Source organism: Nitrincola tapanii (assembly GCF_008368715.1).
GTDB classification, from domain to species: Bacteria; Pseudomonadota; Gammaproteobacteria; order Pseudomonadales; family Balneatricaceae; genus Nitrincola; species Nitrincola tapanii.
Map to the genome: position 1 here is coordinate 251,082 of NZ_SMRS01000002.1, position 22,875 is coordinate 273,956.

General features: G+C 52.1%; 22 protein-coding genes. 19 read left to right on the top strand and 3 right to left on the bottom strand.

Annotated elements, in window-relative coordinates:
- The first annotated feature begins 1 nt into the window (after position 1).
- The 5 genes from cysW (at position 2) to phaR (ending at position 4,212) form a co-directional block, all read left to right on the top strand.
- Positions 2-859: a sulfate/thiosulfate ABC transporter permease CysW gene (gene cysW, locus E1H14_RS03925; RefSeq protein WP_149390146.1), complete on the top strand. Its 858-nt coding sequence runs from the start codon at positions 2-4 to the stop codon at positions 857-859.
- Positions 856-1,998, top strand: coding sequence for a sulfate/molybdate ABC transporter ATP-binding protein (locus tag E1H14_RS03930; RefSeq protein WP_149390147.1), 1,143 nt, complete (start codon positions 856-858; stop codon positions 1,996-1,998). Before cysW ends, E1H14_RS03930 begins: the two co-directional genes overlap by 4 nt.
- Before the next feature lie 56 nt (positions 1,999-2,054).
- Entirely contained in the window at positions 2,055-3,215 is a 1,161-nt protein-coding gene (locus E1H14_RS03935) for an MFS transporter (protein ID WP_149390148.1), read from the top strand.
- Positions 3,216-3,278: 63 nt separating this feature from the next.
- Positions 3,279-3,542 (top strand): DUF6489 family protein, encoded by a 264-nt coding sequence (locus tag E1H14_RS03940; protein ID WP_149390149.1) that lies wholly within the window; start codon positions 3,279-3,281, stop codon positions 3,540-3,542.
- A 4-nt stretch (positions 3,543-3,546) separates the two neighbouring features.
- Positions 3,547-4,212, top strand: a complete 666-nt coding sequence (phaR, locus tag E1H14_RS03945) for a polyhydroxyalkanoate synthesis repressor PhaR (protein WP_235017378.1) — start codon at positions 3,547-3,549, stop codon at positions 4,210-4,212.
- Here phaR and phaC read toward each other — a convergent pair.
- The 3 genes from phaC to E1H14_RS03960 form a co-directional block, all read right to left on the bottom strand.
- A complete protein-coding gene (gene phaC / locus E1H14_RS03950) occupies positions 4,209-5,270 on the bottom strand; it encodes a class III poly(R)-hydroxyalkanoic acid synthase subunit PhaC (RefSeq protein ID WP_149390150.1) in 1,062 nt (353 codons plus the stop codon). The two genes, phaR and phaC, sit on opposite strands and share 4 nt — an antisense overlap.
- The gene (locus E1H14_RS03955) at positions 5,267-6,145 is read right to left on the bottom strand and encodes a poly(R)-hydroxyalkanoic acid synthase subunit PhaE (protein ID WP_149390151.1); all 879 of its coding nucleotides are present in this window, start codon (positions 6,143-6,145) and stop codon (positions 5,267-5,269) included. Before E1H14_RS03955 ends, phaC begins: the two co-directional genes overlap by 4 nt.
- A gap of 140 nt (positions 6,146-6,285) precedes the next feature.
- A complete protein-coding gene (locus E1H14_RS03960; protein ID WP_149390152.1) occupies positions 6,286-7,185 on the bottom strand; it encodes a LysR family transcriptional regulator in 900 nt (299 codons plus the stop codon).
- 141 nt (positions 7,186-7,326) lie between these two features.
- On the opposite strand from E1H14_RS03960, the gene leuC reads away from it, so the two are divergent.
- From leuC to E1H14_RS04030, 14 genes are all read left to right on the top strand, one after another.
- Positions 7,327-8,748, top strand: coding sequence for a 3-isopropylmalate dehydratase large subunit (gene leuC / locus E1H14_RS03965; protein ID WP_149390153.1), 1,422 nt, complete (start codon positions 7,327-7,329; stop codon positions 8,746-8,748).
- 10 nt (positions 8,749-8,758) lie between these two features.
- On the top strand, positions 8,759-9,400 hold the full coding sequence (gene leuD / locus E1H14_RS03970; RefSeq protein ID WP_149390154.1) for a 3-isopropylmalate dehydratase small subunit: 642 nt from the start codon (positions 8,759-8,761) through the stop codon (positions 9,398-9,400).
- A gap of 21 nt (positions 9,401-9,421) precedes the next feature.
- Positions 9,422-10,504 (top strand): 3-isopropylmalate dehydrogenase, encoded by a 1,083-nt coding sequence (leuB, locus tag E1H14_RS03975; protein ID WP_149390155.1) that lies wholly within the window; start codon positions 9,422-9,424, stop codon positions 10,502-10,504.
- 94 nt (positions 10,505-10,598) lie between these two features.
- Positions 10,599-11,714, top strand: coding sequence for an aspartate-semialdehyde dehydrogenase (asd, locus tag E1H14_RS03980; protein ID WP_149390156.1), 1,116 nt, complete (start codon positions 10,599-10,601; stop codon positions 11,712-11,714).
- A gap of 66 nt (positions 11,715-11,780) precedes the next feature.
- Positions 11,781-12,767, top strand: a complete 987-nt coding sequence (locus E1H14_RS03985) for an aspartate-semialdehyde dehydrogenase (protein ID WP_149390157.1) — start codon at positions 11,781-11,783, stop codon at positions 12,765-12,767.
- Positions 12,768-12,867: 100 nt separating this feature from the next.
- The gene (locus E1H14_RS03990) at positions 12,868-15,774 is read left to right on the top strand and encodes a FimV/HubP family polar landmark protein (RefSeq protein ID WP_149390158.1); all 2,907 of its coding nucleotides are present in this window, start codon (positions 12,868-12,870) and stop codon (positions 15,772-15,774) included.
- A 43-nt stretch (positions 15,775-15,817) separates the two neighbouring features.
- A complete protein-coding gene (truA, locus tag E1H14_RS03995) occupies positions 15,818-16,663 on the top strand; it encodes a tRNA pseudouridine(38-40) synthase TruA (RefSeq protein WP_149390159.1) in 846 nt (281 codons plus the stop codon).
- Positions 16,664-16,714: 51 nt separating this feature from the next.
- Positions 16,715-17,338 carry a phosphoribosylanthranilate isomerase gene (locus E1H14_RS04000; RefSeq protein ID WP_149390160.1) on the top strand — a complete coding sequence of 208 codons (624 nt, stop codon included), beginning with the start codon at positions 16,715-16,717 and terminating at the stop codon, positions 17,336-17,338.
- A complete protein-coding gene (gene trpB / locus E1H14_RS04005; RefSeq protein WP_149390161.1) occupies positions 17,331-18,545 on the top strand; it encodes a tryptophan synthase subunit beta in 1,215 nt (404 codons plus the stop codon). Before E1H14_RS04000 ends, trpB begins: the two co-directional genes overlap by 8 nt.
- 17 nt (positions 18,546-18,562) lie before the next feature.
- The gene (gene trpA / locus E1H14_RS04010) at positions 18,563-19,366 is read left to right on the top strand and encodes a tryptophan synthase subunit alpha (RefSeq protein ID WP_149390162.1); all 804 of its coding nucleotides are present in this window, start codon (positions 18,563-18,565) and stop codon (positions 19,364-19,366) included.
- 31 nt (positions 19,367-19,397) lie between these two features.
- On the top strand, positions 19,398-20,309 hold the full coding sequence (accD, locus tag E1H14_RS04015) for an acetyl-CoA carboxylase, carboxyltransferase subunit beta (RefSeq protein WP_149390163.1): 912 nt from the start codon (positions 19,398-19,400) through the stop codon (positions 20,307-20,309).
- Between the two features lie 18 nt (positions 20,310-20,327).
- The gene (gene folC / locus E1H14_RS04020) at positions 20,328-21,638 is read left to right on the top strand and encodes a bifunctional tetrahydrofolate synthase/dihydrofolate synthase (RefSeq protein ID WP_149390164.1); all 1,311 of its coding nucleotides are present in this window, start codon (positions 20,328-20,330) and stop codon (positions 21,636-21,638) included.
- A complete protein-coding gene (locus E1H14_RS04025) occupies positions 21,628-22,281 on the top strand; it encodes an SPOR domain-containing protein (RefSeq protein ID WP_149390165.1) in 654 nt (217 codons plus the stop codon). Before folC ends, E1H14_RS04025 begins: the two co-directional genes overlap by 11 nt.
- A 65-nt stretch (positions 22,282-22,346) precedes the next feature.
- The gene (locus tag E1H14_RS04030) at positions 22,347-22,844 is read left to right on the top strand and encodes a CvpA family protein (RefSeq protein WP_149390253.1); all 498 of its coding nucleotides are present in this window, start codon (positions 22,347-22,349) and stop codon (positions 22,842-22,844) included.
- Positions 22,845-22,875 lie beyond the last annotated feature (31 nt).

The window sequence follows — 22,875 nt, forward strand, 5'->3', positions numbered from 1 at the left end:
CATGAGAACACAATCCCATTTACGTATCGGTGATCAGCCCTGGGTGAAGTGGAGCTTAATCACGCTGGCGCTGACCTTGGTTTTTCTGCTCCTGTTGGTGCCGTTGATTGCCATTTTTGTACAGGCATTCTCAGGTGGGGTGAGTAGTTATTGGCAAAATTTAACCGATCGTTACACCTTACATGCGATCGGTTTAACCCTGTTTGTGGCCGCGCTCACGGTGCCGATCAATTTGGTGTTTGGTGTTTTCTTGGCGTGGTTAGTCACGCGCTTCGAGTTTCCAGGGCGCAAATTGTTGATCACTTTGATCGATATTCCTTTTGCTGTATCGCCGGTTGTCGCGGGTTTGCTCTATCTGCTGCTCTACGGTGCCAATGGCTGGATCGGTAGCCGTTTGATGGATCAGGATGTGCAGTTGATGTTTGCCTGGCCGGGGATTTTGATGGTCACGGTGTTTGTGACCTGCCCCTTTGTAGCACGTGAGTTGATTCCGTTGATGCAGCAGCAGGGTCGTGAAGAGGAAGAGGCCGGCGTGACATTAGGGGCATCGGGATGGCAGTTATTTCGTCGGGTGACACTCCCGAATATCCAATGGGCTTTACTCTACGGTGTTGTGCTGACCAATGCCCGTGCGGTGGGTGAGTTTGGAGCGGTATCTGTTGTCTCCGGTAATATCCGGGGTGAAACCAATACATTGCCTTTACATGTTGAGCTTTTATATCAGGATTACAACACAGTGGGCGCTTTCACCAGTGCTTCATTGTTGGCGGGTATCGCCTTGTTAACCTTGTTTGTGAAATCGTTTGTCGAATGGCGTCAAGCGCGTCAGCGTGCAGCCTTAAGTGAGGATGAAGCATGAGTATTCGGGTTGAGAATATCAGTAAGCGTTTTGGAGGTTTCCAGGCGCTGCATCCTTTATCTCTGGAAATTCCAGATGGTGAGTTAATCGGTCTGCTGGGGCCTTCAGGCTCTGGTAAAACCACTTTGCTGCGCATTATCGCGGGTTTAGAAACAGCCGATAGCGGCCAGATTTTCTTTCATGGTGAAGATGTTACGCGTGTGCATGTGCGCGAACGACGCGTCGGTTTTGTCTTTCAGCACTATGCACTCTTTCGCCATATGACGGTGGCTGAGAATGTGGCGTTTGGCCTAGAGGTGATGCCTAAGGCCGAGCGCCCGCCGGCGGCTGAGATTCGTAAGCGTGTCGCCAATCTGTTGGAGATGGTGCAGTTAGGCCATCTCGCTCAGCGTTATCCTGCACAGCTATCAGGTGGTCAAAAGCAACGTGTTGCCTTGGCGCGTGCTTTGGCGATGCAGCCACAGGTTTTACTTTTGGATGAGCCTTTTGGTGCGCTCGATGCGAAGGTGCGCAAAGATCTGCGCCGCTGGTTACGTAATCTGCATGATGAGCTGCACTTTACCAGCGTGTTTGTCACCCATGATCAGGAAGAAGCGCTGGAACTGTCGGATAAGGTTGTGGTGATGAGTGCCGGTCGCATCGAGCAGATGGACTCACCGCCTCAGTTATATGCGCGCCCTGAAAGTCGTTTTGTTTTTGAGTTCCTAGGGCATGTGAATGTACTGGAAGGTGAAGTCAATAACAGTCGTTTACAGCAGGGAGAAGCCTGGGTGAACCTGCCGAGATCCGTTGCGGATGGATCGGCACAACTCTGCTTACGTCCGCATGAAGTCCGGCTGCAAGCGCAACCGGATGCCAGTGCGAATCTACCTCTGCAGATCAGTGCCGTCAGCTTGATTGGTGCTGAGGTACGCATCGAATTAGAGCCCATCGGCTGGCAGGTGGCGGAGCCTTGGGAAGTGGGCATTAGCCATAACGCCTATAATGCCTGGCAGCCGATGCGCGGTGATCGATGCTTTGCTGTGCCAGAATTGGGACATCTTTTCACACCTGAGCAGACGGCACCCCAAACCTTGCATTGGTTACAGGAGGCCCAATCCCTCCCAAAGATGCCACCTCGTTTACAGCAGGTGATCTAACACCCTGTGAACGAAAATAGCTTAGAATAAGGGCTTAATCTTTTGAAGCCCTATCTATGCCTTATCTGCGCCTATCTGGTTTTTATTTTTTCTACTTTGCTTTGTTAGGGGCTCTGGTACCTTACTGGAGTCTCTATCTCAAAGACTTTCAGCTTAGTGCTGAAGAGATTGGATTTCTGATGGCGCTGATCCACGTTTCTCGAATCTTAGCGCCCAACCTCTGGGGTTGGTTGGCGGATGTCAGTGGCCAACGCTTACGGATTATACGCTACGGCGCCGGTTTGACCTGGCTGATTTTTCTCGGCATTTTTTGGCAAGACAGTTTCTGGGGTTTTGCTTGGGTGATGCTGGGCTTTAGTTTTTTCTGGAATGCTGTGTTACCCCAGTGTGAAGTGCTAACGCTGCAGCATCTGGGTGAACAGCGAGAGGGCTACAGTCGGATTCGTGTTTGGGGGTCGGTCGGTTTTGTGTTGGCGGTACTCGGTGTAGGCGCCTTGTTAGACTGGCTGGGTCTGCGTGAATTGCCCTGGATACTGCTGATCTTAATGGCACTCATCTGGTTGAATAGCCTAAGCCTGCCCGCGCCTGCACAGACTAAGCATCCCGCACCCAGCCTGGCTAAAGGACATTTTCTAAAACGTCTTAGTCAGCCGCAAGTGATGATCTTTTTCCTGGTATTTTTCCTGGTGCAGTTTAGTCATGGGCCTTATTACACCTTTTTTAGTGTGCTGCTGCAGGAGATGGGGCTGAGTGCCAGTCTGATAGGTTTGCTCTGGTCATTAGGCGTGGTGGCAGAGATTCTTCTGTTTATATATATGCCACGATTGATGCGACGTTTTAATTTACGTCAGTTGATGTTGTCCAGTTTGCTGCTAACGGTGCTGCGCTGGAGTCTGATTGCCTTCTGGCCAGAGGTCTGGCCGCTGCTGCTGTTTGCACAGATTCTACATGCCGCCAGTTTTGGTAGTTTACATGCGGTGGGGATTGCGCTGGTGCAACGCTATTTTTGCACGGCCACTCAAGGGCGTGGGCAGGCGCTTTTTTCCAGTGCCGGATTTGGCGCAGGCGGGGCTGCTGGCGCCTTGTTGTCCGGTTGGGCTTGGGATCTTTGGGGCAGTCTTTGGGTGTTTGCAGTGGCGGCGCTGATCAGTTTGCTGGCGTTGCTTCTTGCTTATCTATGGATTTATCCAGAAAAAGTGCCATCATTGGATAAATAGTGCTTAATTGTTATATTCTTACTGCATCTGCACACTGTGCTTTCTGATGAGCGAAGACTGACTATGAAGTTCAAAATTGATATAGAAATGACGCCGGATGAGTTACGTCAGACACTCGGTCTTCCAGATGTCTCCTCGTTACACGATGAATTGATCGAGCAGATACGCCAGCGTATGCATGCGGGTGTTGAGGGCTATGATCCCATCACGCTTTTTAAACCGTTTTTGAATACCAGTTTAGGATCTATGGAAGGCTTCCAAAAAATGATGTTGGGTCTAATGAATCAGTACACTCGTCCGAGTTCACGTTCTGAGTCGGGAGAGTAGCCTGATGAGCATAGCGTCTAAGGAGTCTGATGTGCGTATTCTGAGAAAGTATACCAACCGTCGTTTGTATGACACTTCGCGCAGTTGTTACGTGACACTGGAAGATGTGAAACAGCTGGTTTTAGGCTCGGAGCCTTTCCAAGTATTGGATTCAAAAACCGGACAGGATTTAACCCGCAATATTTTGATGCAGATTATCAGTGAGCAGGAAGCGGATGGACATGGCACTTTGCTGACCAATCAGGTGTTGCAGCAATTGATCCGTTTTTACGGAGATAGTATGCAGGGCATGATGAGCCAGTATTTAGAGCAGAGTATTGCGGCGTTCTTAGAACATCAGGATCGTATTCGGGATCAGATGCAAAATATGATTGGTGCGGCGAATCCCTTAACCATGATGAACCGGATTGCCGATCAGAATTTAGCGGTATGGAATCTCTTCTCCCCTATGTCACGCGGCTCGGCTGAAAAAGCACAATCTGAAAGTGCGAAAGCAGATGCCGCGCCTGAGACGGCCTCTAGCCCAGCAACGGAGGCCGCAGCCGCTTCTGAAGCGCTTGCTGAGGCGGCGTCAAGAAGCGCTGTAGAAGCAAAACCTCGCCGTCAAGCTGCGGCACCCGTGAAAAAAACGCCCCGTCGTCCTTCTGCCCCGAAAAAGCCTTTGGCTTAGGTGGCATAACACCAGTGCGTAATGGCATCCGCAACCTGGGTGCCATTGCGCTTGCTCACAAATAGACCGATATGTCCTGTTCTCAAGGCCAGTTCCTGGTAGTTTTGGCTCGCAGTATGTTGCGCTAAAGCGCGTGATGCAGAGGGTGGAACAAGATGGTCTTGCAAGCCAAAAATGTTTAGCAAAGGCTGCGTAATCGCTTTCAAGTCAACTTTTTGCCCCGCTAATGTCAGCTGGCCTTGGATTAAGCGGTTCTCTTGAAAAAACCAGATGGCAAACTCGCGGAAAGCTTCACCGGCTTGGTCAGGGCAATCATTTAACCAGTGCTCCATGCGCAAAAACTCGAGCGCTTTTTGGGGCTCGCTGAGGATGCTGGGCAGATCCATCTGTTTTTGCAAACTCAAACGCATGGGCATCAAACTGGTATAAAGATCATTGAGTCGTTGGCCAGGAATGTTGCCATAGGTATTGACGGTCAGATCGATATCCAGATGTTTAACCAAGCGACTCAGGGTGAAATCTGGGGTGCTGAAATCCACGGGTGTGACCAGCGTGATCAACCGCTCCACTTTCTGCGGATGCAAGGCGGTGTAACACAGGCTGAAGGTGCCACCTTGGCAGATGCCCATGAGCGTGATCTTTGGGCTTTGGCTATGTTCACAGCTAAAAAGTACACATTGATGCAGGTAGCCGTTGATGTAATCATCGAGGTCCAGATAACGATCACTGGCATCTGGATAACCCCAGTCGATTAAATAGACACGAAAACCGGCGGCTAACAACTGCGCAATCAGCGAGCGCTCGGGATGCAGATCAAGCATTGAAGGGCGATTGACCAACGCATAACAGATCAGAATAGGAGACAGCTCAGGATTGATGTCTGGCGGCGCGTAATAACGCAAACGCAGCTTATCCTGCTGAAAAACCTCACTGTAAACTGTGGCTTCGATGCCGAGATCACCCAGATTATTCAGAGTTTGATAACTTTGTAATAACCGGCTGTTAAAGCGCTTGAGTTCTTTTTTCAAGGATTGCGGTTGTAAATCTAAGCGTCTCATGCGTTAGATTTCTCGTGAACTTGTTGTTTTAACTGTTGCATTTCCTGGCGCATTTCACGCATCTGTTTACGTAACTGATGCAGCTGTTGAAAAGCGAGGTTTAACGCCGCTTCGCTGGCAATCCCTTGTTGGCTGAGCCAGAGATTGCGTTGCTCTTGTATGTTTAAACGCAGTTGCAGTTGAGCGTTATGTAAGCGGCCTAGACACACCTGATAATCGCTGCTGAGCAGGTGTTCTTGATAGATGCGCTCATAGGCTTCAGTCCAGAGTCGATGCAGACTTTCAAGCTCGGTAATGGGCTCATCCTCTTGCTCCAAGCCAGCATGGAAGCAGCTAAGTGCCTCTTGGTTGATTGCCTGATAATGCTGTGAGTAGGCATTCAACGCCGCTTGGTGTTCGTTTAACAGCGTCAAGGTTTTTTTGAACTGCTGATGCTGTGTCCGCCCTAGCTTTTCCGGTGATACATCCAGAAGTTGATTGAGTCCTTTCAGTAAAGGGTTATCAAAAACCAAAGGATTCTGTTGTGGGATCTGCTCAAGCAGCTGACTGAATTGCTCAGGTAGCCCCCAGCGTTGCAACAACCAAAGCCGCGTTTGCTGTTGCATATAATCTTGAAAAGCCTCTAGGTAGTGTGATTGTGAGAGAGGTTCGGTGTGTGAGGCTGGAGGCATCAAAGATTGCGCAAAGCGGCTCCACTCAATCGATTGTTGAGTCATGCGTGCTAGGAGTGCGGCGTGAGGATCGCTGAATTGCTCGCTGTAGGGCGTCAGGCCTTGCAGAAGATGTATCCACTGGGCGAGCTGTTCTTTTCCATCCATGTCCGGTGCGCAGATGTCCAACCACTGGCGGATCATCATTTCCAGATCATCAGTCACACTCGGCTCCCGGTTGGCATGGCGGTAAAAAGAAAAAGAGGTGATCCATACTAATACAGCCAAGGGTGTTTGTGAAATCCGCTATTTGACGGACATTTCGTTTAATCAAGCCCTTTCCATCGAGTGAAGTCGCTCCGTGCTCAGGTCGCGAGCTGAGGTTGAGGACTGAGTCTTTGTTCGGCTTGCAGGCATTTAACCAACTCACCGGCGGCGTTGGAAAGAGTGCGGTCACGATGATAGATATAACCTAAGGGCCGAAACAGCGGCTCGGTATTTAATTCAAGACGAACCAGGCTAGCATCCAGCAGGGTTTCCGGTAATACGCTCCAACCCAGGCCAATCGAGACCATCATGCGAATAGTGTCGAGATAATTGGTGCTCATGCGCAGTTGCGGTTCCAAACCGTATTCGAGCAGCTGCTGGCGAACACATTCATGCGTGAACGTTTGGCGTCGCGGTAGGATCGCGGGATAGTGATTTAGCTTCTGCAGCGTCGGTGCGCAATCAAAGGCTAAAGGGTGTTGAGTCGAGACAACATAACAAAGACGATCGTCCCAGATCACTTCAGCACAAATGCGCGGATCTGGATGAGGGGATAAGGTGATCAGCGCTAACTCTAACTCACCGCGCAGTACACGCTCGTAAGCGAGCTCGGATTCATCAAAATTTAGATCTAACTCGACTTCAGGAAAAGTTTGACTAAAGTGTTTGAGCACGGGGGGGAGTCGATGCAAGCTGATGTGGTGGCTCGCGGCAATGGATAAACGCCCTTTCACCCCGGTTGTAAGGTTGCTGACCAGGCGTTCGGCATCCTGCAGGGCCAGTAAAATATCCCGTGCTTTCGGCAGAAGCTGACGTCCGGCTTCGGTTAGGCTGACATGGCGACCAATACGATCAAATAAGCGGCAGTTTAACTGGCCCTCCAACAGGGCAATACGTTTGCTAATAGCGGATTGCGTGAGAAATAAGCGCTGGGCGGCTTCGGAAAAGGAAGCGCTGTCAGCAACGGTTACAAAGGCCTGCAGTGTTGCGCTGTCCATCGATTCCTCCGATTAAATTGAGTGTGTTGAGTGTAATTCATTCCTGTTAGGAATGCTTTGGATAAAAAATATGAATTTGTCTATTGGTAAGCGCTGTTTTAGGATGCTCACCTAGGTCTTGAATCGCTAGAGAGGTTGCTCATGGCTGGAAAAACGCTGTACGACAAATTGTGGGATGCCCATTTGGTGCGTGCCAATGATGATGGCAGTGCGCTGCTCTATATCGATCGTCATCTTCTACATGAAGTGACCTCACCTCAAGCGTTTGAGGGGCTGCGTCTGGCGGGACGTCGTCCTTGGCGTATTGAAGCGAACCTAGCCACACCCGATCATAACGTGCCGACGACAGAGCGTTCTGGTGGAGTGGAAACCATTGTGGATCCTGTGTCTCGCATTCAGGTGAAAACACTGGACGAAAACTGCGATACCTTTGGTATTACCGAATTCAAAATGAACGATCCACGCCAGGGGATTGTGCATGTGGTCGGGCCTGAGCAGGGCGCAACCTTGCCCGGTATGACGGTTGTTTGTGGGGATTCTCATACCGCAACACATGGGGCTTTTGCCGCCCTGGCACACGGGATCGGCACTTCGGAAGTGGAACATGTGTTGGCCACTCAGTGCTTAATCACGAAAAAAATGAAGAACATGCTGGTGCGTGTAGATGGTCAGTTGGGCTTGGGCGTCACCGCTAAAGATGTGATTTTGCACATCATCGGTGTGATCGGTACGGCAGGTGGAACGGGCTGTGCCATTGAGTTTGGCGGTGAAGCGATTCGTAGCATCTCGATGGAAGGGCGTATGACCATTTGTAACATGGCGATTGAAGCGGGCGCTCGTGTAGGCCTGGTCGCCGCGGATGAAAAAACCATTGAGTATGTGAAAGGGCGTCCTTATGCCCCGCAGGGCGCTTTGTGGGAAAAAGCCGCTGCTGCTTGGCGCGATCTAGTATCGGACGAAGATGCAGTATTCGATAAGGTGGTAGTGATTCAGGGTGAAGACATTCTGCCGCAAGTGACCTGGGGCACGTCTCCGGAGATGGTGGCTCCTGTGTCGGCCTTGGTACCTGATCCTGCGGTGATGTCCGATGCTGTGCAGCGTGAAGGCACTGAGCGTGCTTTAAAATACATGGGCTTGCAGCCTAATCAAAAGATTACGGACATCCAGTTGGATCGTGTGTTTATCGGTTCTTGCACCAACTCACGTATCGAAGATCTGCGTGCGGCGGCGGCCGTGGTGAAGGGTAAGAAGGTCGCAGCGAGTTTGAAACAAGCGCTGGTGGTCCCTGGATCAGGTTTGGTGAAAGCCCAGGCTGAAGCGGAAGGGTTGGATAAGATCTTTATCGAAGCCGGTATGGAGTGGCGTGAACCAGGCTGCTCTATGTGTTTGGCAATGAATCCAGACAAGTTGGGGGCTGGTGAGCATTGTGCCTCGACGTCGAATCGTAATTTTGAGGGGCGTCAGGGTTTTGGTGGGCGAACACATCTGGTCAGTCCCGCTATGGCGGCGGCGGCAGCGATTGCCGGGCATTTTGTCGATGTGCGTGAATGGATGCAGGCTTGAGGAGTAAACGATGAAAAAGTTTGTAGAACATCAGGGCATCGTAGCCCCCCTAGATCGTGCGAATGTCGATACTGACATGATCATCCCTAAGCAGTTCTTGAAATCGATCAAGCGCTCAGGTTTTGGCCCAAACCTGTTTGATGAGTTGCGTTATCTGGATGAAGGTCAGCCCGATCAAGACTGCTCCGGTCGCCCGCTCAATCCAGATTTTGTTTTGAACCAAGCGCGTTATCAGGGTACTAGCATTCTTTTGGCACGCGCCAACTTTGGTTGTGGTTCTAGTCGTGAGCATGCGCCTTGGGCATTGGAAGATTTTGGCATTCGCGCCATTTTAGCGCCGAGTTTCGCCGATATCTTTTTTAATAACAGTTTCAAAAACGGACTTCTGCCGATCATTCTCACTGAAGCAGAGATCGATCAGCTGTTCCGTGAGGTCGAGGCGGTGCCGGGTTATCAGCTCACTATCGATCTGCGTAATCAAGCAGTGATCAAGCCCGATGGCAGTCGTTTGCCATTTGAGATCGATGAGTTTCGTAAACATTGCTTGCTCAATGGCTTAGACGATATCGGCCTGACGCTAGAGCATGCGCAGGCGATTCGTGAGTACGAAGCGCAACGTCAGCAAACCGCTCCTTGGTTGTTTTCAAATTAATTCTGTAAGGAAGTGATCGGCATGGCCAAAAAAATACTGATTTTACCGGGTGATGGTATCGGTCCGGAAATCGTGGCAGAAGCGCGTAAAGTACTGGATCTGGTGAATGAGCAGTTCAATCTGGGTCTGGAGATGCAAGAAGCGTTGGTCGGTGGCGCCGCAATCGATGCAACGGGCATCCCTTTGCCTGCGGAAACCCTAGAGGCCGCGCAAGCAGCTGATGCAATTCTGCTCGGTGCGGTCGGTGGCCCACAGTGGGATACCAATCCAGATTTCCAGATTCGTCCGGAAAAGGGCTTGTTAGGCATCCGTGCCAATCTCGGTTTGTTTGGCAACCTGCGCCCTGCGATTCTCTATCCGCAGCTGGCGCATGCCTCAACGCTTAAGCCGGAAGTTGTGTCCGGTCTGGATATTCTGATCGTGCGTGAATTAACCGGTGGCATCTATTTTGGTCAACCGCGTGGCTACCGCACCAAAGAGGGTGGCGTGCGTGAAGGGTTTAACACCTACGTTTATGATGAGAACGAAATTCGTCGCATCGGTCGTGTCGCGTTTGAAGCGGCACGTGCACGCAACAAAAAGCTCTGCTCCGTGGATAAAGCCAACGTGCTGGAAGTGACGGTCCTGTGGCGCGAAGTGATGAATGAATTGTCTGCTGAGTATCCAGACGTTGAGTTGAGCCATATGTACGTGGACAACGCAGCCATGCAGCTGGTACGGGCACCTAAGCAGTTTGATGTGATCGTCACCGGCAATATGTTTGGTGACATCTTGTCGGATGCGGCAGCGATGCTGACCGGTTCAATCGGTATGCTGCCATCGGCGTCCTTGGATGCCAACAATAAAGGTATGTATGAGCCTTGCCATGGTTCAGCCCCTGATATTGCTGGACAAGGTATCGCGAACCCGTTGGCAACCATTCTTTCTGCCGCTATGATGTTGCGCTATTCTTTGGGTGAAGGCGCTGCGGCGGATAAGATTGAAGCGGCGGTCAGCCAGGTGTTGGATCAAGGGCTGCGTACAGGCGATATCATGTCTGAAGGTATGCAGCGTGTCGGTACAGCCGAAATGGGAGATGCGGTGGTCGCAGCTTTGCGCGCCTAAGTATTTCGCATTTGCTATCCGATCGGACTCAGAGGGCGTAAGCCTTCTGAGTTTATTTTTATTTTCTGTAAAGTGATGACCAATGGGGGCACGCATGAAACGTGTAGGGTTTGTTGGCTGGCGCGGTATGGTCGGCTCGGTATTGATGCAAAGAATGCTGGAAGAGGGCGATTTTGATCATATCGCTGAGCCGGTATTCTTCACCACCTCACAAGCGGGTGCGGCCGGCCCTAACATTGGTAAAGACATTCCTGCGTTAAAAGATGCGCGTAATATCGATGATCTCAAGCAGATGGATGCGATCATCTCTTGTCAGGGTGGAGATTACACCACCGAAGTCTATGGTAAGTTGCGTGAATCTGGATGGCAGGGCTACTGGATCGATGCGGCATCGACTCTGCGTATGCAGGATGACAGCATCATTATTCTGGATCCGGTTAACCGTCAGGTGATCGATCAAGGTCTGGCGAAAGGCATTAAAACCTACGTGGGCGGTAACTGTACGGTTTCCCTGATGCTTATGGGCTTGGGGGGGCTGTTCCGTGAAAACCTGGTGGAATGGATCAGTTCCATGACTTATCAGGCTGCATCCGGTGCGGGCGCTCAGAATATGCGTGAACTGATCAGTCAGATGGGTCAGATTGAAGCGGGTGTGCAGTCTGAATTAGCCGATCCGGCTTCAGCGATTTTAGAGATCGATCGTAAAGTGGCAGAAACCATGCGCGGTGACACCTTTAAAACGGATCACTTTGGCGTGCCTCTGGCCGGTTCTTTGATTCCTTGGATCGATAAAGCCGTTGAAGCGGGTCAGAGCAAAGAAGAGTGGAAAGGTTTTGTTGAAACCAACAAAATTCTGGGCTTGAGTGATGCGCCGATTGCAATCGATGGCACCTGTGTGCGTATCGGTGCGATGCGTTGTCACAGCCAGGCTTTTACCATCAAACTGAAGAAAGATGTTCCCCTGGATGAGATCGAAAGCATCATCGCGTCAGCGAATGATTGGGTCAAGGTGATCCCGAATGAGCGCGAGATCACCATGCGTGAACTCACTCCTACGAAAGTGACCGGAACCCTCAGTATTCCAGTGGGTCGTCTGCGTAAAATGAAGATGGGGCCTGATTTCCTGAATGCTTTCAGTGTGGGTGATCAGTTGCTTTGGGGGGCCGCTGAGCCTCTGCGTCGTATGCTGCGCATCTTGCTGCAAGCTTAATTACGCGCACTGAGTTGAATTCAGCCCGGCTTTTGGTCGGGCTTCTTTATTTTTAGGAGCCAAGTTATGTCCATGTGTGTTGCGCTCTTAGGGGCTTCAAGCTTGATTGGTGAGCATCTGTTGGAGCAGCTGGAGCTGCGTGATTTTCCGGTAACGGAGCTGCGTTTAGCCGATCACGATACGGATACCGAGCGAGGGGTCATGTTTAAAGGCCATGCTACACGCGTTAAGCCCTTGGCGGCGATGCAGTGGCAGGGGGTCGATTTAGTGTTTAACTGTACCGGTAGCGCCTTGTCGGCCGAGTTAAAAGAGCTTCTTCAGGCGCAGGGCAGTTGGTTGATCGAAGTGGCGGCGAGCGTGGCCGGTGCTCTACCCTTAGTGCCAGAGGTGAATTCGCAGGCGCTTAGTGCGGCACAGCGTCATCTGCAGGTCCCGCCGGCGGCCGCCATCCTAGTGGCAATGGCCCTGAAACCTTTGCATCAGCGCTATACCCTGCTGCGCCTGAATTTAACCAGTTTAGCTTCCGTGGCGGAAGTCGGGCGTCAAGGGATTGAGGCTTTGGCTGGTGAAACGGCTAGGCTCTTAAATGGCCGTGATGCCGAAGCGGAGTTTTTTCAGCATCAAATGGCGTTTAATCTGCTGCCGGTGACTTCTGCTTTGGATGCTCAAGGGCAGTCACAGGATGAAAAAGAGATTGCCACTTCCGTACAGACTTTATTAGAAGATGAGCAGCTTGAAGTGGTGGTGAGTGCTTTGCGTGTGCCTTTGTTTTATGGCCAGACCGTTGTCATCCACGCTGAATGTCAGCAGCCTATGGATTTGGTAGAAGCGCAAGCCTTATTGAAAAATGTGCCTGGTGTCTCTTTGCGCCAGGATGAGTTGGTATCACCTGTTGGCAGTTGTGCGGGTGAGGATCAGGTGTTGATGACGCGTTTGCGTTTGGAGCCGGAGAATCCTTCAGGCTTTGCCCTAGTCGTGATGGCGGATAACCTGCGCAAAGGGAGTGCGCTAAATGCCGTGCAGCTGGCTGAGTTGATTCTGGCAAGCGCTTGACCCTTTAAGGTTTTTTCAATAATACTTGCATAAATTGTGGAGATGCAAAGGGCCCTTCTCATCAGTGAAGGCTCGGCTTGCAGATCAAGAGGGAATCAGGATGCTGCGTAAACTTGCCTTAAGCCTTGCGATAGCCGGTGCCTTGGGAGTGACTCAGGCAAATGCCTTAGGACTGGGAGAAATCACCGTCCGTTCGGCGTTAAATGAGCCTCTGAATGCTGAGATCCGCCTGCTGCAGGTGCGTGATCTATCACCTTTGCAAATCCAGCCGCGTATGGCCAGTGTGGATGACTTCTCTTTGGCCGGAGTGAGCCGTAGTCGTTTTGTTAACGATATGCGCTTCCAGGTCAGTGTGCGCCCTGATGGAACAGGGGTGATACGTGTCACGTCGAATGAGCCGATTCGAGAACCATTTCTTAACTTCTTAATGGAAGTCAACTGGCCAAGTGGACGCTTAGTGCGTGAGTACACGGTTCTGTTAGATCCTCCTGTCTTTGATCCTGCACCTATGCGCCAGGCAGTGATGCCGGCGGTGGCACCTCAGGTTACACCAGTTGCACCCGTGGCGCCTGTTGTGGCACGTCCGGCAGCCGTTGCCACGCCCCCTGTCTCCAATGTTAGAACGCGTGTTGATAGTGGCTCAGAGATCTATATCGACTCCCGCGATACGCTGTGGAATTTGGCTTTACGTCATCGCCCCGATGCTTCCGTGCCCCCCCAGCAGATGATGTTGGCGCTGTTGCGCAAAAACCCACAAAGCTTCCCGACCGGTAACATCAATATGATGAAAGCCGGTACGGTGATGCAGCGCCCAACTTTGGAAGAGATTCGTCAGCTCAATGCGCAGCAAGCCAATGCGGAAGTCGCGCGCCAAACCGAGCTGTGGCGCCAAGGGCGTGGGCGAACACCTGTGGCGGCGAGTGCCTCAACACCTGCCTCGGCACCGAGTGCGACCACTCCCGTGCCGGTGACCGACCCCTCTGCACCGGCTACACCTGCAGTCGATGCCGCACTGAAGATTGTGACACCGCCCGAGGCGCCTGAAGCAGATGTTGCTGATGCGGAGGTGGCTGAGCCGTCTCCTGCCGATATCACTCCTTCAGAGGTGAGTGATGAGGCCGTACTGACGGATGAAGCCTCAGCGCTGAGCACAGATCTAGCTGAAGGTTTGCTGCAGCGCAGTGAGGAGATCGATAACCGTCTGGCCATCACCCAAGAGGTGGTGGATAAGATCGAACGTGAAAACCGTGATCTGAATGAAAAACTCGATTCTATCCAAGAGCAGCTGGCCTTGATGCAGCGCATGTTGGAGTTGAAGGATCAGGAATTGGCGGCCATCCAAACACAACCTCAGACACCTGATTCAGCTGCCTCATCCTTGCTGGAGAGTTTAAAGAGCTTGCCGGTGGTGGGTGGGTTAGCGGGCGCACTGATCGCGGCCCTCGCGGCGCTGGTGCTGGCACGTCGTAAACGGGAGCCGAAAGAGAAGGCACCTATGTTTACAGCGCCCGAAAATCTCAAACCACAATCGGCGAGTGATCACCTTCCTGAAGCGGCGGTTGCAGCCGCTGCCGTGAGCGCTGCTGCCGTGGCTCAGGCCGATGAAGGCGCGACTGCCGAGGAGGCTTCAACACCTCAAGTCGAAGAGCCGGCGCTGAGCAATGATGACTTTGTGGATGATTTCTCCGATCTGGATCTGGATATGGATTTAGATCTGACGGAAGAGCCTGTCGCCGATGATTCTGTTCGCGTGATGGATGAGGAATTTGATCTCTCCTCCGAAGAGGATCTGGATGTTCTGATGGCAGCACAGGATCTGCAAGATCTCGAAGGCGGTGAAGACTGGGCTGCAGCGGATCAACCCGCAACGGCTGAAGTGACCGAGGAAGTGGCTTCAGCGCCTGAGACTGAAGAGGTGGAGGACCTCTTGGCAGATCTGGATTTTGATGAGGTGCTGACGCAGACTCCAGCGGCAGAAGAGGATGATCTTCTTTCTAGCCTGGAGCAGGATCTGATGGCCGATCTACCAGAGGAGCTGGAGGAAGCATCATCCTGGGTGGATCAAGCAGATGATCTGCGCCTAGATACTGAAGCAGAACTGACCGAAGTACTTGAGCCTGAAGCGGTAACGCCTGCAGAAGCCCCTGTAAAGGTTCCTGCGGCTGCCGAGGTGGATGTAGCAGAAGAGGAAGGCTTGGACTTCTCCTTAGAGGATTTACTGAGTCCTGCAGCAGAAGCAGAAGCTGAAGCGAATGAGACTGCATCGACCTCTGAGCTTGAGTCCTCTTTGTTGGATGCAGATGAGTTAGATTTTGTACTCAATGAAATGAGCGCTGAACCTGAGCAGGAGGCGAGTGTTGCGTCCGCGGCTCCAGAGGTTGAAGACAAAGTCGATGAAGAGGTCGATGCATTTGGTGAGCTGGACTTCACCCTGAGCGAACCCGCCGAGCAGGTGAGTTTGGAGACAGAGAAAACGTCTGCTGATCTTGACCTGGATGCTGAGCTGGAAAGTCTCTCATTCACCTCAGAGCCATCTGCAGAAGTGGTGGAAGAGGTCGTTGAGGATGAACTGTTAGCCGATGATTTGGATGCGCTTTTTTCAGCAGGGATTGAGCTGGAAGAGGAGGTGCTTGAAACCGCAGCGAGCGCTTCAGAAACCGCTTCAGTAACCTCTCCTGGAGCCCGTGTTGAAGAAGAGCTCACGGCGAATATCATGCATGACCTCGAAATGGGGCTTGAGGATGAACTCGACGATCTGTTGGGCAGCACAGATGATGAGATTGCACTTGAAGATACGGGCGCAGAGAGCGATGAAGATCTGGATCTACTCGACAGTTTAAATATGCTGGACGGCGCAGATGAGATCGAAACTAAGCTCGATCTGGCGCGCGCTTATATGGATATGGATGATCAGGAGGGGGCCAAAGAGATTCTCAAAGAGATTGTGCGTGATGGTAATGAAGCGCAGCGTATGGAAGCAGACAAGTTGTTGAGGGATTTGGGTTGAGACAGACCTGCTCCCAATTAAGGCTGAATAAGTTAAGTATTGAATGTTAGATCAAGAGAGAACTTCCCCTGGGGCGACTGTGGTCGCCCCTTATCGTTATGCATTGGCCGTAGAGTATGCCGGTGCGGCCTATCATGGTTGGCAAAAGCAGCTCAAAGATCCGGTGCCCAGCGTACAGGAACGGCTGGAAAAAGCCCTATCCCGTATTGCGAATCACCCTGTTCAGGTGATCTGTGCAGGTCGCACCGATGCTGGCGTGAATGCCTCCTATCAGATTATCCACTTTGACAGTCAGGTTCAGCGCGATGAGCGTGCTTGGGTGATGGGTACGAATAGTCATCTCCCGGATGATATTGCTGTACACTGGGCGCGCCCGGTGTCCTCTGAGTTCCATGCGCGCTTTTCGGCACGCTCGCGGCGTTATCGCTATCTGATACACACTTCAGCGGTAAAACCGGCGATTCTGCCCCGAGGAATCACCTGGACCTGGAAAACGCTGGATCTTGCCGCCATGCAAGCGGCGGCTCAGGCTTTGGTGGGGGAGCATGATTTTACCTCCTACCGAGCGGTGGGTTGTCAGGCGAAAAATCCGGTGCGACGTATCGAGTTTCTTGAGGTCTCGCGCGTCGGGCGGCTATTGATGATCGATGTGCAAGCCAATGCATTCTTGCATCATATGGTGCGTAATATTGCGGGTGTTTTAATGCGCATCGGCGCGGGTGAAGCGCCAGTCGGTTGGGCGGCGGAGGTGTTGGCCGCACGTGATCGTCGCGCTGGCGGTGTGACGGCTCCTCCTTATGGCCTTTACTTTGTTGATGTGGCCTATGATCCCGTTTTTGCACTGCCTAAGAGTGAATTGGGCCCTTATTTTGTCCGTGCAGCTGACTGACGCATCGCGGTGCCTCTGTTATGATGCAAGGCGAATTGAACAGGAAACTCTATGCGTACCCGCGTAAAAATTTGTGGTATCACACGTTTGCAAGATGCGCTTGCAGCAGTTGAGGCCGGTGCCGATGCGCTCGGCTTTGTTTTTTATCCACCCAGCCCGCGTGCGGTGACACCTGCTCAGGCCGCTGAAATCATCGCGGCGCTACCGCCTTTTGTGACGACCACAGCTCTGTTTGTGAATGCACAACGTAACGAGATCGATGAAGTGGTGGCTTTAACCCAAGTCGATCTCTTGCAGTTTCATGGCGATGAAACGCCGGAGTTTTGCCAAAGTGTACAGAAACCCTTTATTCGAGCTTTGCGTGTGAAGCCAGAGACTGATCTGCAAGCGGCGGCACAGGACTATGCCGCAGCACGCGCTTTGCTTCTGGATACCTATGTGGCTGGGGTACCGGGTGGAACGGGTGCGGTATTTGACTGGCAGCTGATTCCTGAAACCCTGCGTCCTAAGATCGTGTTGGCCGGCGGTTTAACACCCCAGAGTGTGGCGCAAGCGGTGGCTCAAATTCGACCTTGGGCGGTGGATGTGAGCGGTGGCGTTGAGCAAGCGCCTGGCATCAAAGATGCGCAAAAAATTCAAGAATTTATTAACGAGGTGAATCGTGTCCATGTCTAATGAATCGACAGAAAAAGTCGTATACCCAGATGCACTGGGGCACTTCGGTCCTTACGGTGGTCGTTTTGTATCGGAAACACTCATCGGCGCGTTGGAAGAACTCGAAAGTGTGTATAACAAGCTGTCTGCAGATCCTGCTTTCCAGGCCGAATTTGATCATGATCTAGCCTATTATGTCGGGCGTCCTTCCCCCCTTTATCATGCTGAGCGTTTGTCACGTGAATTAGGCGGTGCCCAGATTTATTTAAAACGCGAAGATTTGAACCATACCGGTGCCCACAAGGTGAATAACACCATAGGTCAGGCGCTTTTGGCCAAGTATATGGGTAAACCACGCGTCATCGCTGAAACCGGTGCCGGTCAGCATGGGGTGGCTTCAGCGACTGTGGCGGCACGTTTAGGGTTAGAGTGCAAGGTGTATATGGGTGCCGAAGACGTTAAGCGTCAGGCGCTGAATGTCTACCGTATGCGCTTGTTAGGCGCTGAAGTGATTCCCGTGACTTCCGGTACACGCACTCTGAAAGATGCCATGAACGAAGCGATGCGTGATTGGGTGACCAACGTGGACAATACCTTCTACATCATCGGTACGGCGGCAGGTCCACACCCTTATCCCAAACTCGTGCGTGATTTCCAGTGTGTCATCGGTCGTGAAACGCGTGAGCAGTGTCTCAAGCAAACCGGGCGTTTGCCTGATGTCCTCTTGGCCTGCGTGGGCGGCGGTTCCAATGCCATCGGAATGTTCCATCCGTTCATTGAAGATCGTAGTGTGCGCATGATCGGTGTTGAAGCCGGTGGTTATGGCCTGGAAACTGGGCAGCATGCCGCGCCACTGAGCGATGGCCGTCCCGGCGTGTTACACGGAATGCGTACCTATTTGATGGAAGATGATGCCGGGCAGATTTTGCCTACTCATTCTGTATCGGCTGGCCTGGATTATCCAGGGGTCGGGCCTGAGCATGCTTGGTTAAAAGATATCGGACGTGCAGAGTATGTGGCGATTAATGATGATGAAGCGATGCAGGGCTTTCGCACTCTGACCCGTGTTGAGGGTATAATGCCGGCTTTGGAAAGCAGCCATGCTGTTGCTTATGCAATGAAGCTGGCGCCTACGCTCAGGAAAGATCAAACGATTGTGATCAACCTTTCCGGGCGTGGTGATAAAGACATCCACACAGTCGCCACACTCGATGGCATAGAGATGTAATAAGGCGGAATCGCTTGATGAGTCGTATTCAAACACGTTTTGACGCTTTGCGTGCCAGTGGCCGCAAAGCCCTGATTCCCTATGTGACAGCCGGTGATCCTTCTCCAGCTGTGACCTTGCCGTTGATGCATGCCTTGGTGGCTGCCGGCGCGGATGTATTGGAATTAGGCGTTCCTTTCTCTGATCCCATGGCCGATGGCCCCGTCATACAGCTCGCTTGTGAGCGTGCTTTGATGCATGGAACACGTCTGTTGGACGTTTTGGAGATCGTCGCTGAATTTCGTAAAACCGATACTGAGACACCCGTAGTCTTGATGGGGTATCTCAATCCGATCGAAGCCATTGGTTATGCCAATTTTGCTGAAAAAGCCCGTGCGGCAGGCGTAGATGGTGTACTCACCGTGGATCTGCCGCCGGAAGAGGGCGTTGAGGCGAATGCCATCTTCCGTGCTCAGGGCTTGGATACGATTTACCTGATGTCGCCTGCCACCTCTGACGCGCGTCTGCGTCATATCTGCCAGCAGGGCAGCGGTTATCTTTATTATGTCTCACTGAAAGGGGTGACGGGCTCAGCCAACTTGGATGTTGAGGCCGTTGCGCATAAAATTACGCAAATGCGTGAAATGACCGATCTGCCTTTAGCAGTTGGATTCGGTATCCGTGATGCAGCATCTGCGGCAGCTGTGTCTGCGGTGGCAGATGGTGTCATCGTCGGCAGTGTGCTGGTGAACCAGATCGCCGAGTTGGTGACCGCACATGAGCACATACCTGCGCAGGTATCGGCAATAATTGCAGAAATGCGTCAGGCCATGGACGCCTGATCTATCCCATTCAATGACAGGGCAAGAGAAGATGAGTAGCTGGCTGGATAAAATTGTTCCCTCACTGGTAAAACGAACAGAGCGTAAGCGTAGCAATGTTCCCGAAGGCTTGTGGGAGAAGTGCCCAAAGTGTGATGCCGTTTTGTATCGCCCAGAGCTCGACAAAAATCTGAATGTTTGCCCTAAGTGTGATCACCATCTGCGTATCAGCGCACGCCGTCGCTTGGATCTGTTCTTGGATCTAGAGGGGCGTGAAGAGATAGGTATGGATGTTCTGCCTGTGGATCGTTTGAAATTCCGTGATTCCAAGAAATACAAGGATCGTTTAAGCGCTGCGGAAAAAGATACCGGTGAAACGGATGCTTTGATCGCGATGCGAGGTCAGTTGGAAGGCCAGCCTGTTGTGGCGGTGGCTTTTGAATTTAATTTCATGGGCGGCTCCATGGGTTCTGTGGTCGGTGAGCGTTTTGTCCGTGCGGCGCATTTGGCGTTACAAGAGCAGATCCCTTTGATCTGTTTTTCAGCATCAGGCGGGGCGCGTATGCAGGAAGCACTTTTCTCATTGATGCAGATGGCAAAAACCAGTGCTGCTCTGGAAAAAATGCGCCAGGCGGGTGTGCCTTACATCTCTGTACTGACCGATCCGGTTTATGGGGGCGTGTCGGCTAGTTTGGCGATGCTGGGAGATCTGAATGTAGCGGAACCGAATGCCCTCATTGGTTTTGCCGGACCGCGTGTCATTGAGCAGACAGTGCGGGAAAAATTGCCAGAAGGTTTCCAGCGTAGTGAGTTTCTGTTGGAGCATGGCCAGGTGGACATGATCCTGTCGCGCCAGGAATTACGCCCACGCTTGTCTGCGATTTTGAGTAAGTTAAAGGGTGATGTGACGGTATGCTCATTGGACGATGCACCGGAAGCCACTCCTCCGATGACAGCGGTTTAACTCAGCGCGGATTACAGCATGGCGCACCTATCTGAATCAGCCAGTCTTCAGGACTGGCTGAGTTATATTGAATCCTGCCATCCTCAAGAGATTGAATTGGGACTGGAGCGCTTTGCTCAGGTCGCCGAGCGCTTGCCAATTGATCTCTCTAGGGTGCCGAAAATTATTGTTGCCGGAACTAATGGTAAAGGCAGCAGTACTCGTTTACTCGAATCCATCTTATCAGCCGCCGGTTATCGGGTCGGTTGTTACACCTCTCCACACTTTCGCCGCTACAATGAGCGTATTCGTCTCGCGGGTGAAGAAGTTTCAGATCAGGCATTAACCCAAGCGTTTGCACAGATTGAAGACGCCCGTGGGGATCTGTCTTTAACCTACTTTGAATTTGGCACTCTTGCGGCTTTTTTGTGTATGAGTGCAGCTGAGTTAGACGTGTGCGTTTTGGAAGTGGGCTTGGGTGGCCGTCTGGATGCGGTGAATTGGATCGACGCCGATGTCGCGTTGATTACCACGGTGGCGTTGGATCATACCGATTGGCTTGGCCCAGATCGTGAGTCGATTGGACGTGAAAAAGCCGGAGTGATGCGTGCGCATACGCCGGCGGTCTGTGGTGACGCCGAACCGCCCTTGTCTGTATTGGAACAGGCTCGAAACCTGGGGTGTGATCTGCGGGTACGCGAGCGTGATTTCTATTACACGCAAGATCTGGCGCATAAAACCTGGACTTGGCAAGGACAGAATCCTTGTGGTGAAGCACTCAAGTTCGAGGATCTGCCGTGGCCAGAGTTGCCGATGCAAAATGCAGCCAGTGTGATTCAGGTATTGAGCTTTTTACCTCTACAGACTAGTGATGAAGCTTTACGGCATGGTTTGCGTGACGCACGTTTGACTGGGCGCATGCAAAAAATCTATGCCCATGGGCAAGAGTATCTGTTAGATGTCGCCCACAATCCTGAATCTGCCCAGTATCTTGCAGATGCGTTAAAAAGCCAGGCGCAAGGGCGTGCCATACACCTAACCTTGGGCATGCTGGCGGATAAGGATATTGATGAAGTGTTGAAGGCTTTAATGGCGGTGGTTGATCATTGGCATCTAGTGAGTCTGCCCGGCGCCAGAGGCGCTTCGGCACAACGTTTACAACAAGGTTTAGTCCGCCTAGGCGTCGCGCCGGAATTGATCCAGCTTTACGCTTCTGTGCCGCAAGCCTTGCAGCTACCGCAGCAGCCTTGTGCACAACCTAGCTTGCATGTCGTAGCCGGTTCTTTTCTGACCGTGACGGCGGCGCTCGAGTGGTTAGATCCTTTGCCGGAGACAGATGATGTCGAGTAAAACCACACAACGCTGGACGGGGGCTCTAGTCCTGCTCTTGATTTTGGCCTTGCTCTTTCCTTTCGTGTTTGATGGAGCCGGTTATCATGAGCGTAAAGAGGCACAGCCCCTAGTGAGTGTACCCAGTGCCCCAGCAGCTCGTGAACCGATGGTGATGCCCGAGCGCAGAGCGCTGCCAAGCTTGCCCGCACCTGCAGCGCCTTTGGTGAATGAGGCGGTTATAGCGAGTGGGGAAGCACCTGTTGAAGTGGCACCTGTCGCATCGGCTCCGACACCCGTCGCACCCAGCACGGCTGCGGTGGCGGCCCCTGTGGCGGCTGCACCGGTAGCACCCGTTCCGGTGGCTCCGCGTCCTGCGGCCGACACTCAGGCGCGGGCAAGTGTGGAGCCGCAATTAGATGCGGATCAGTTACCTGCAGCCTGGGCTTTGCAGCTCGCCAGCTTCCGTCAGGAAGCCAATGCGCGTGAGCTACGAACACGTTTGATCAATTCCGGTTATCGTGTCTACATCCGCCACGGTGATGATGTGGTTAGGGTGTTTGTGGGTCCGGAAATGGATCGTAGTCGTTTGGAGTCCCTGAAAGGGCGCTTGAAAGATGAGTATGGCCTAGAAGGTATGATTGTGAGATTTACCACCCAATAATAGAAGCATTGGGTTAGTTTAGGTGCTTTGTTAAAATATCCGGCTTGATTGGGCAAATAAACGTGATGAATTGGGTGGACTGGGGCATTCTCGTCATTATCGGATTATCCGCTTTGATGAGCTTGCGACGTGGTTTTGCACGGGAAGCGATTTCGCTCTTAACCTGGGTGGCGGCTTTTGTCGTCAGCCGTCTGTTTGCGGATGTGCTGGCATTAGTCGTGGCGGATTATATTGAGGCATCGCCCTCAATCCATCTGTTAATTGCTTTTATCATTTTGTTTTTGCTAACGCTTTTGGTCGGTAATTTGATCGGTGCCTTAATCAGTTCACTGATCCATGTTACGGGTTTATCTGCGACAGACCGCGTTTTAGGCGTAGGCTTTGGTGTGTTGCGTGGGGCTTTAGTGGTGGTGATCTTGGTGGTGTTATTAAAAATGACCCCTGCCATCCATGATCCCTGGTGGAACGAGTCAACCTTGATTCCGCACTTCCTAGTGATGGAAACCTGGTCGCGTGATATGGCCTCGGATTTAGGCCACCTGATTTGGAATTTAGGACAGTAAGCACTTTGCTCTGTCAGAATTAATGTCTCCT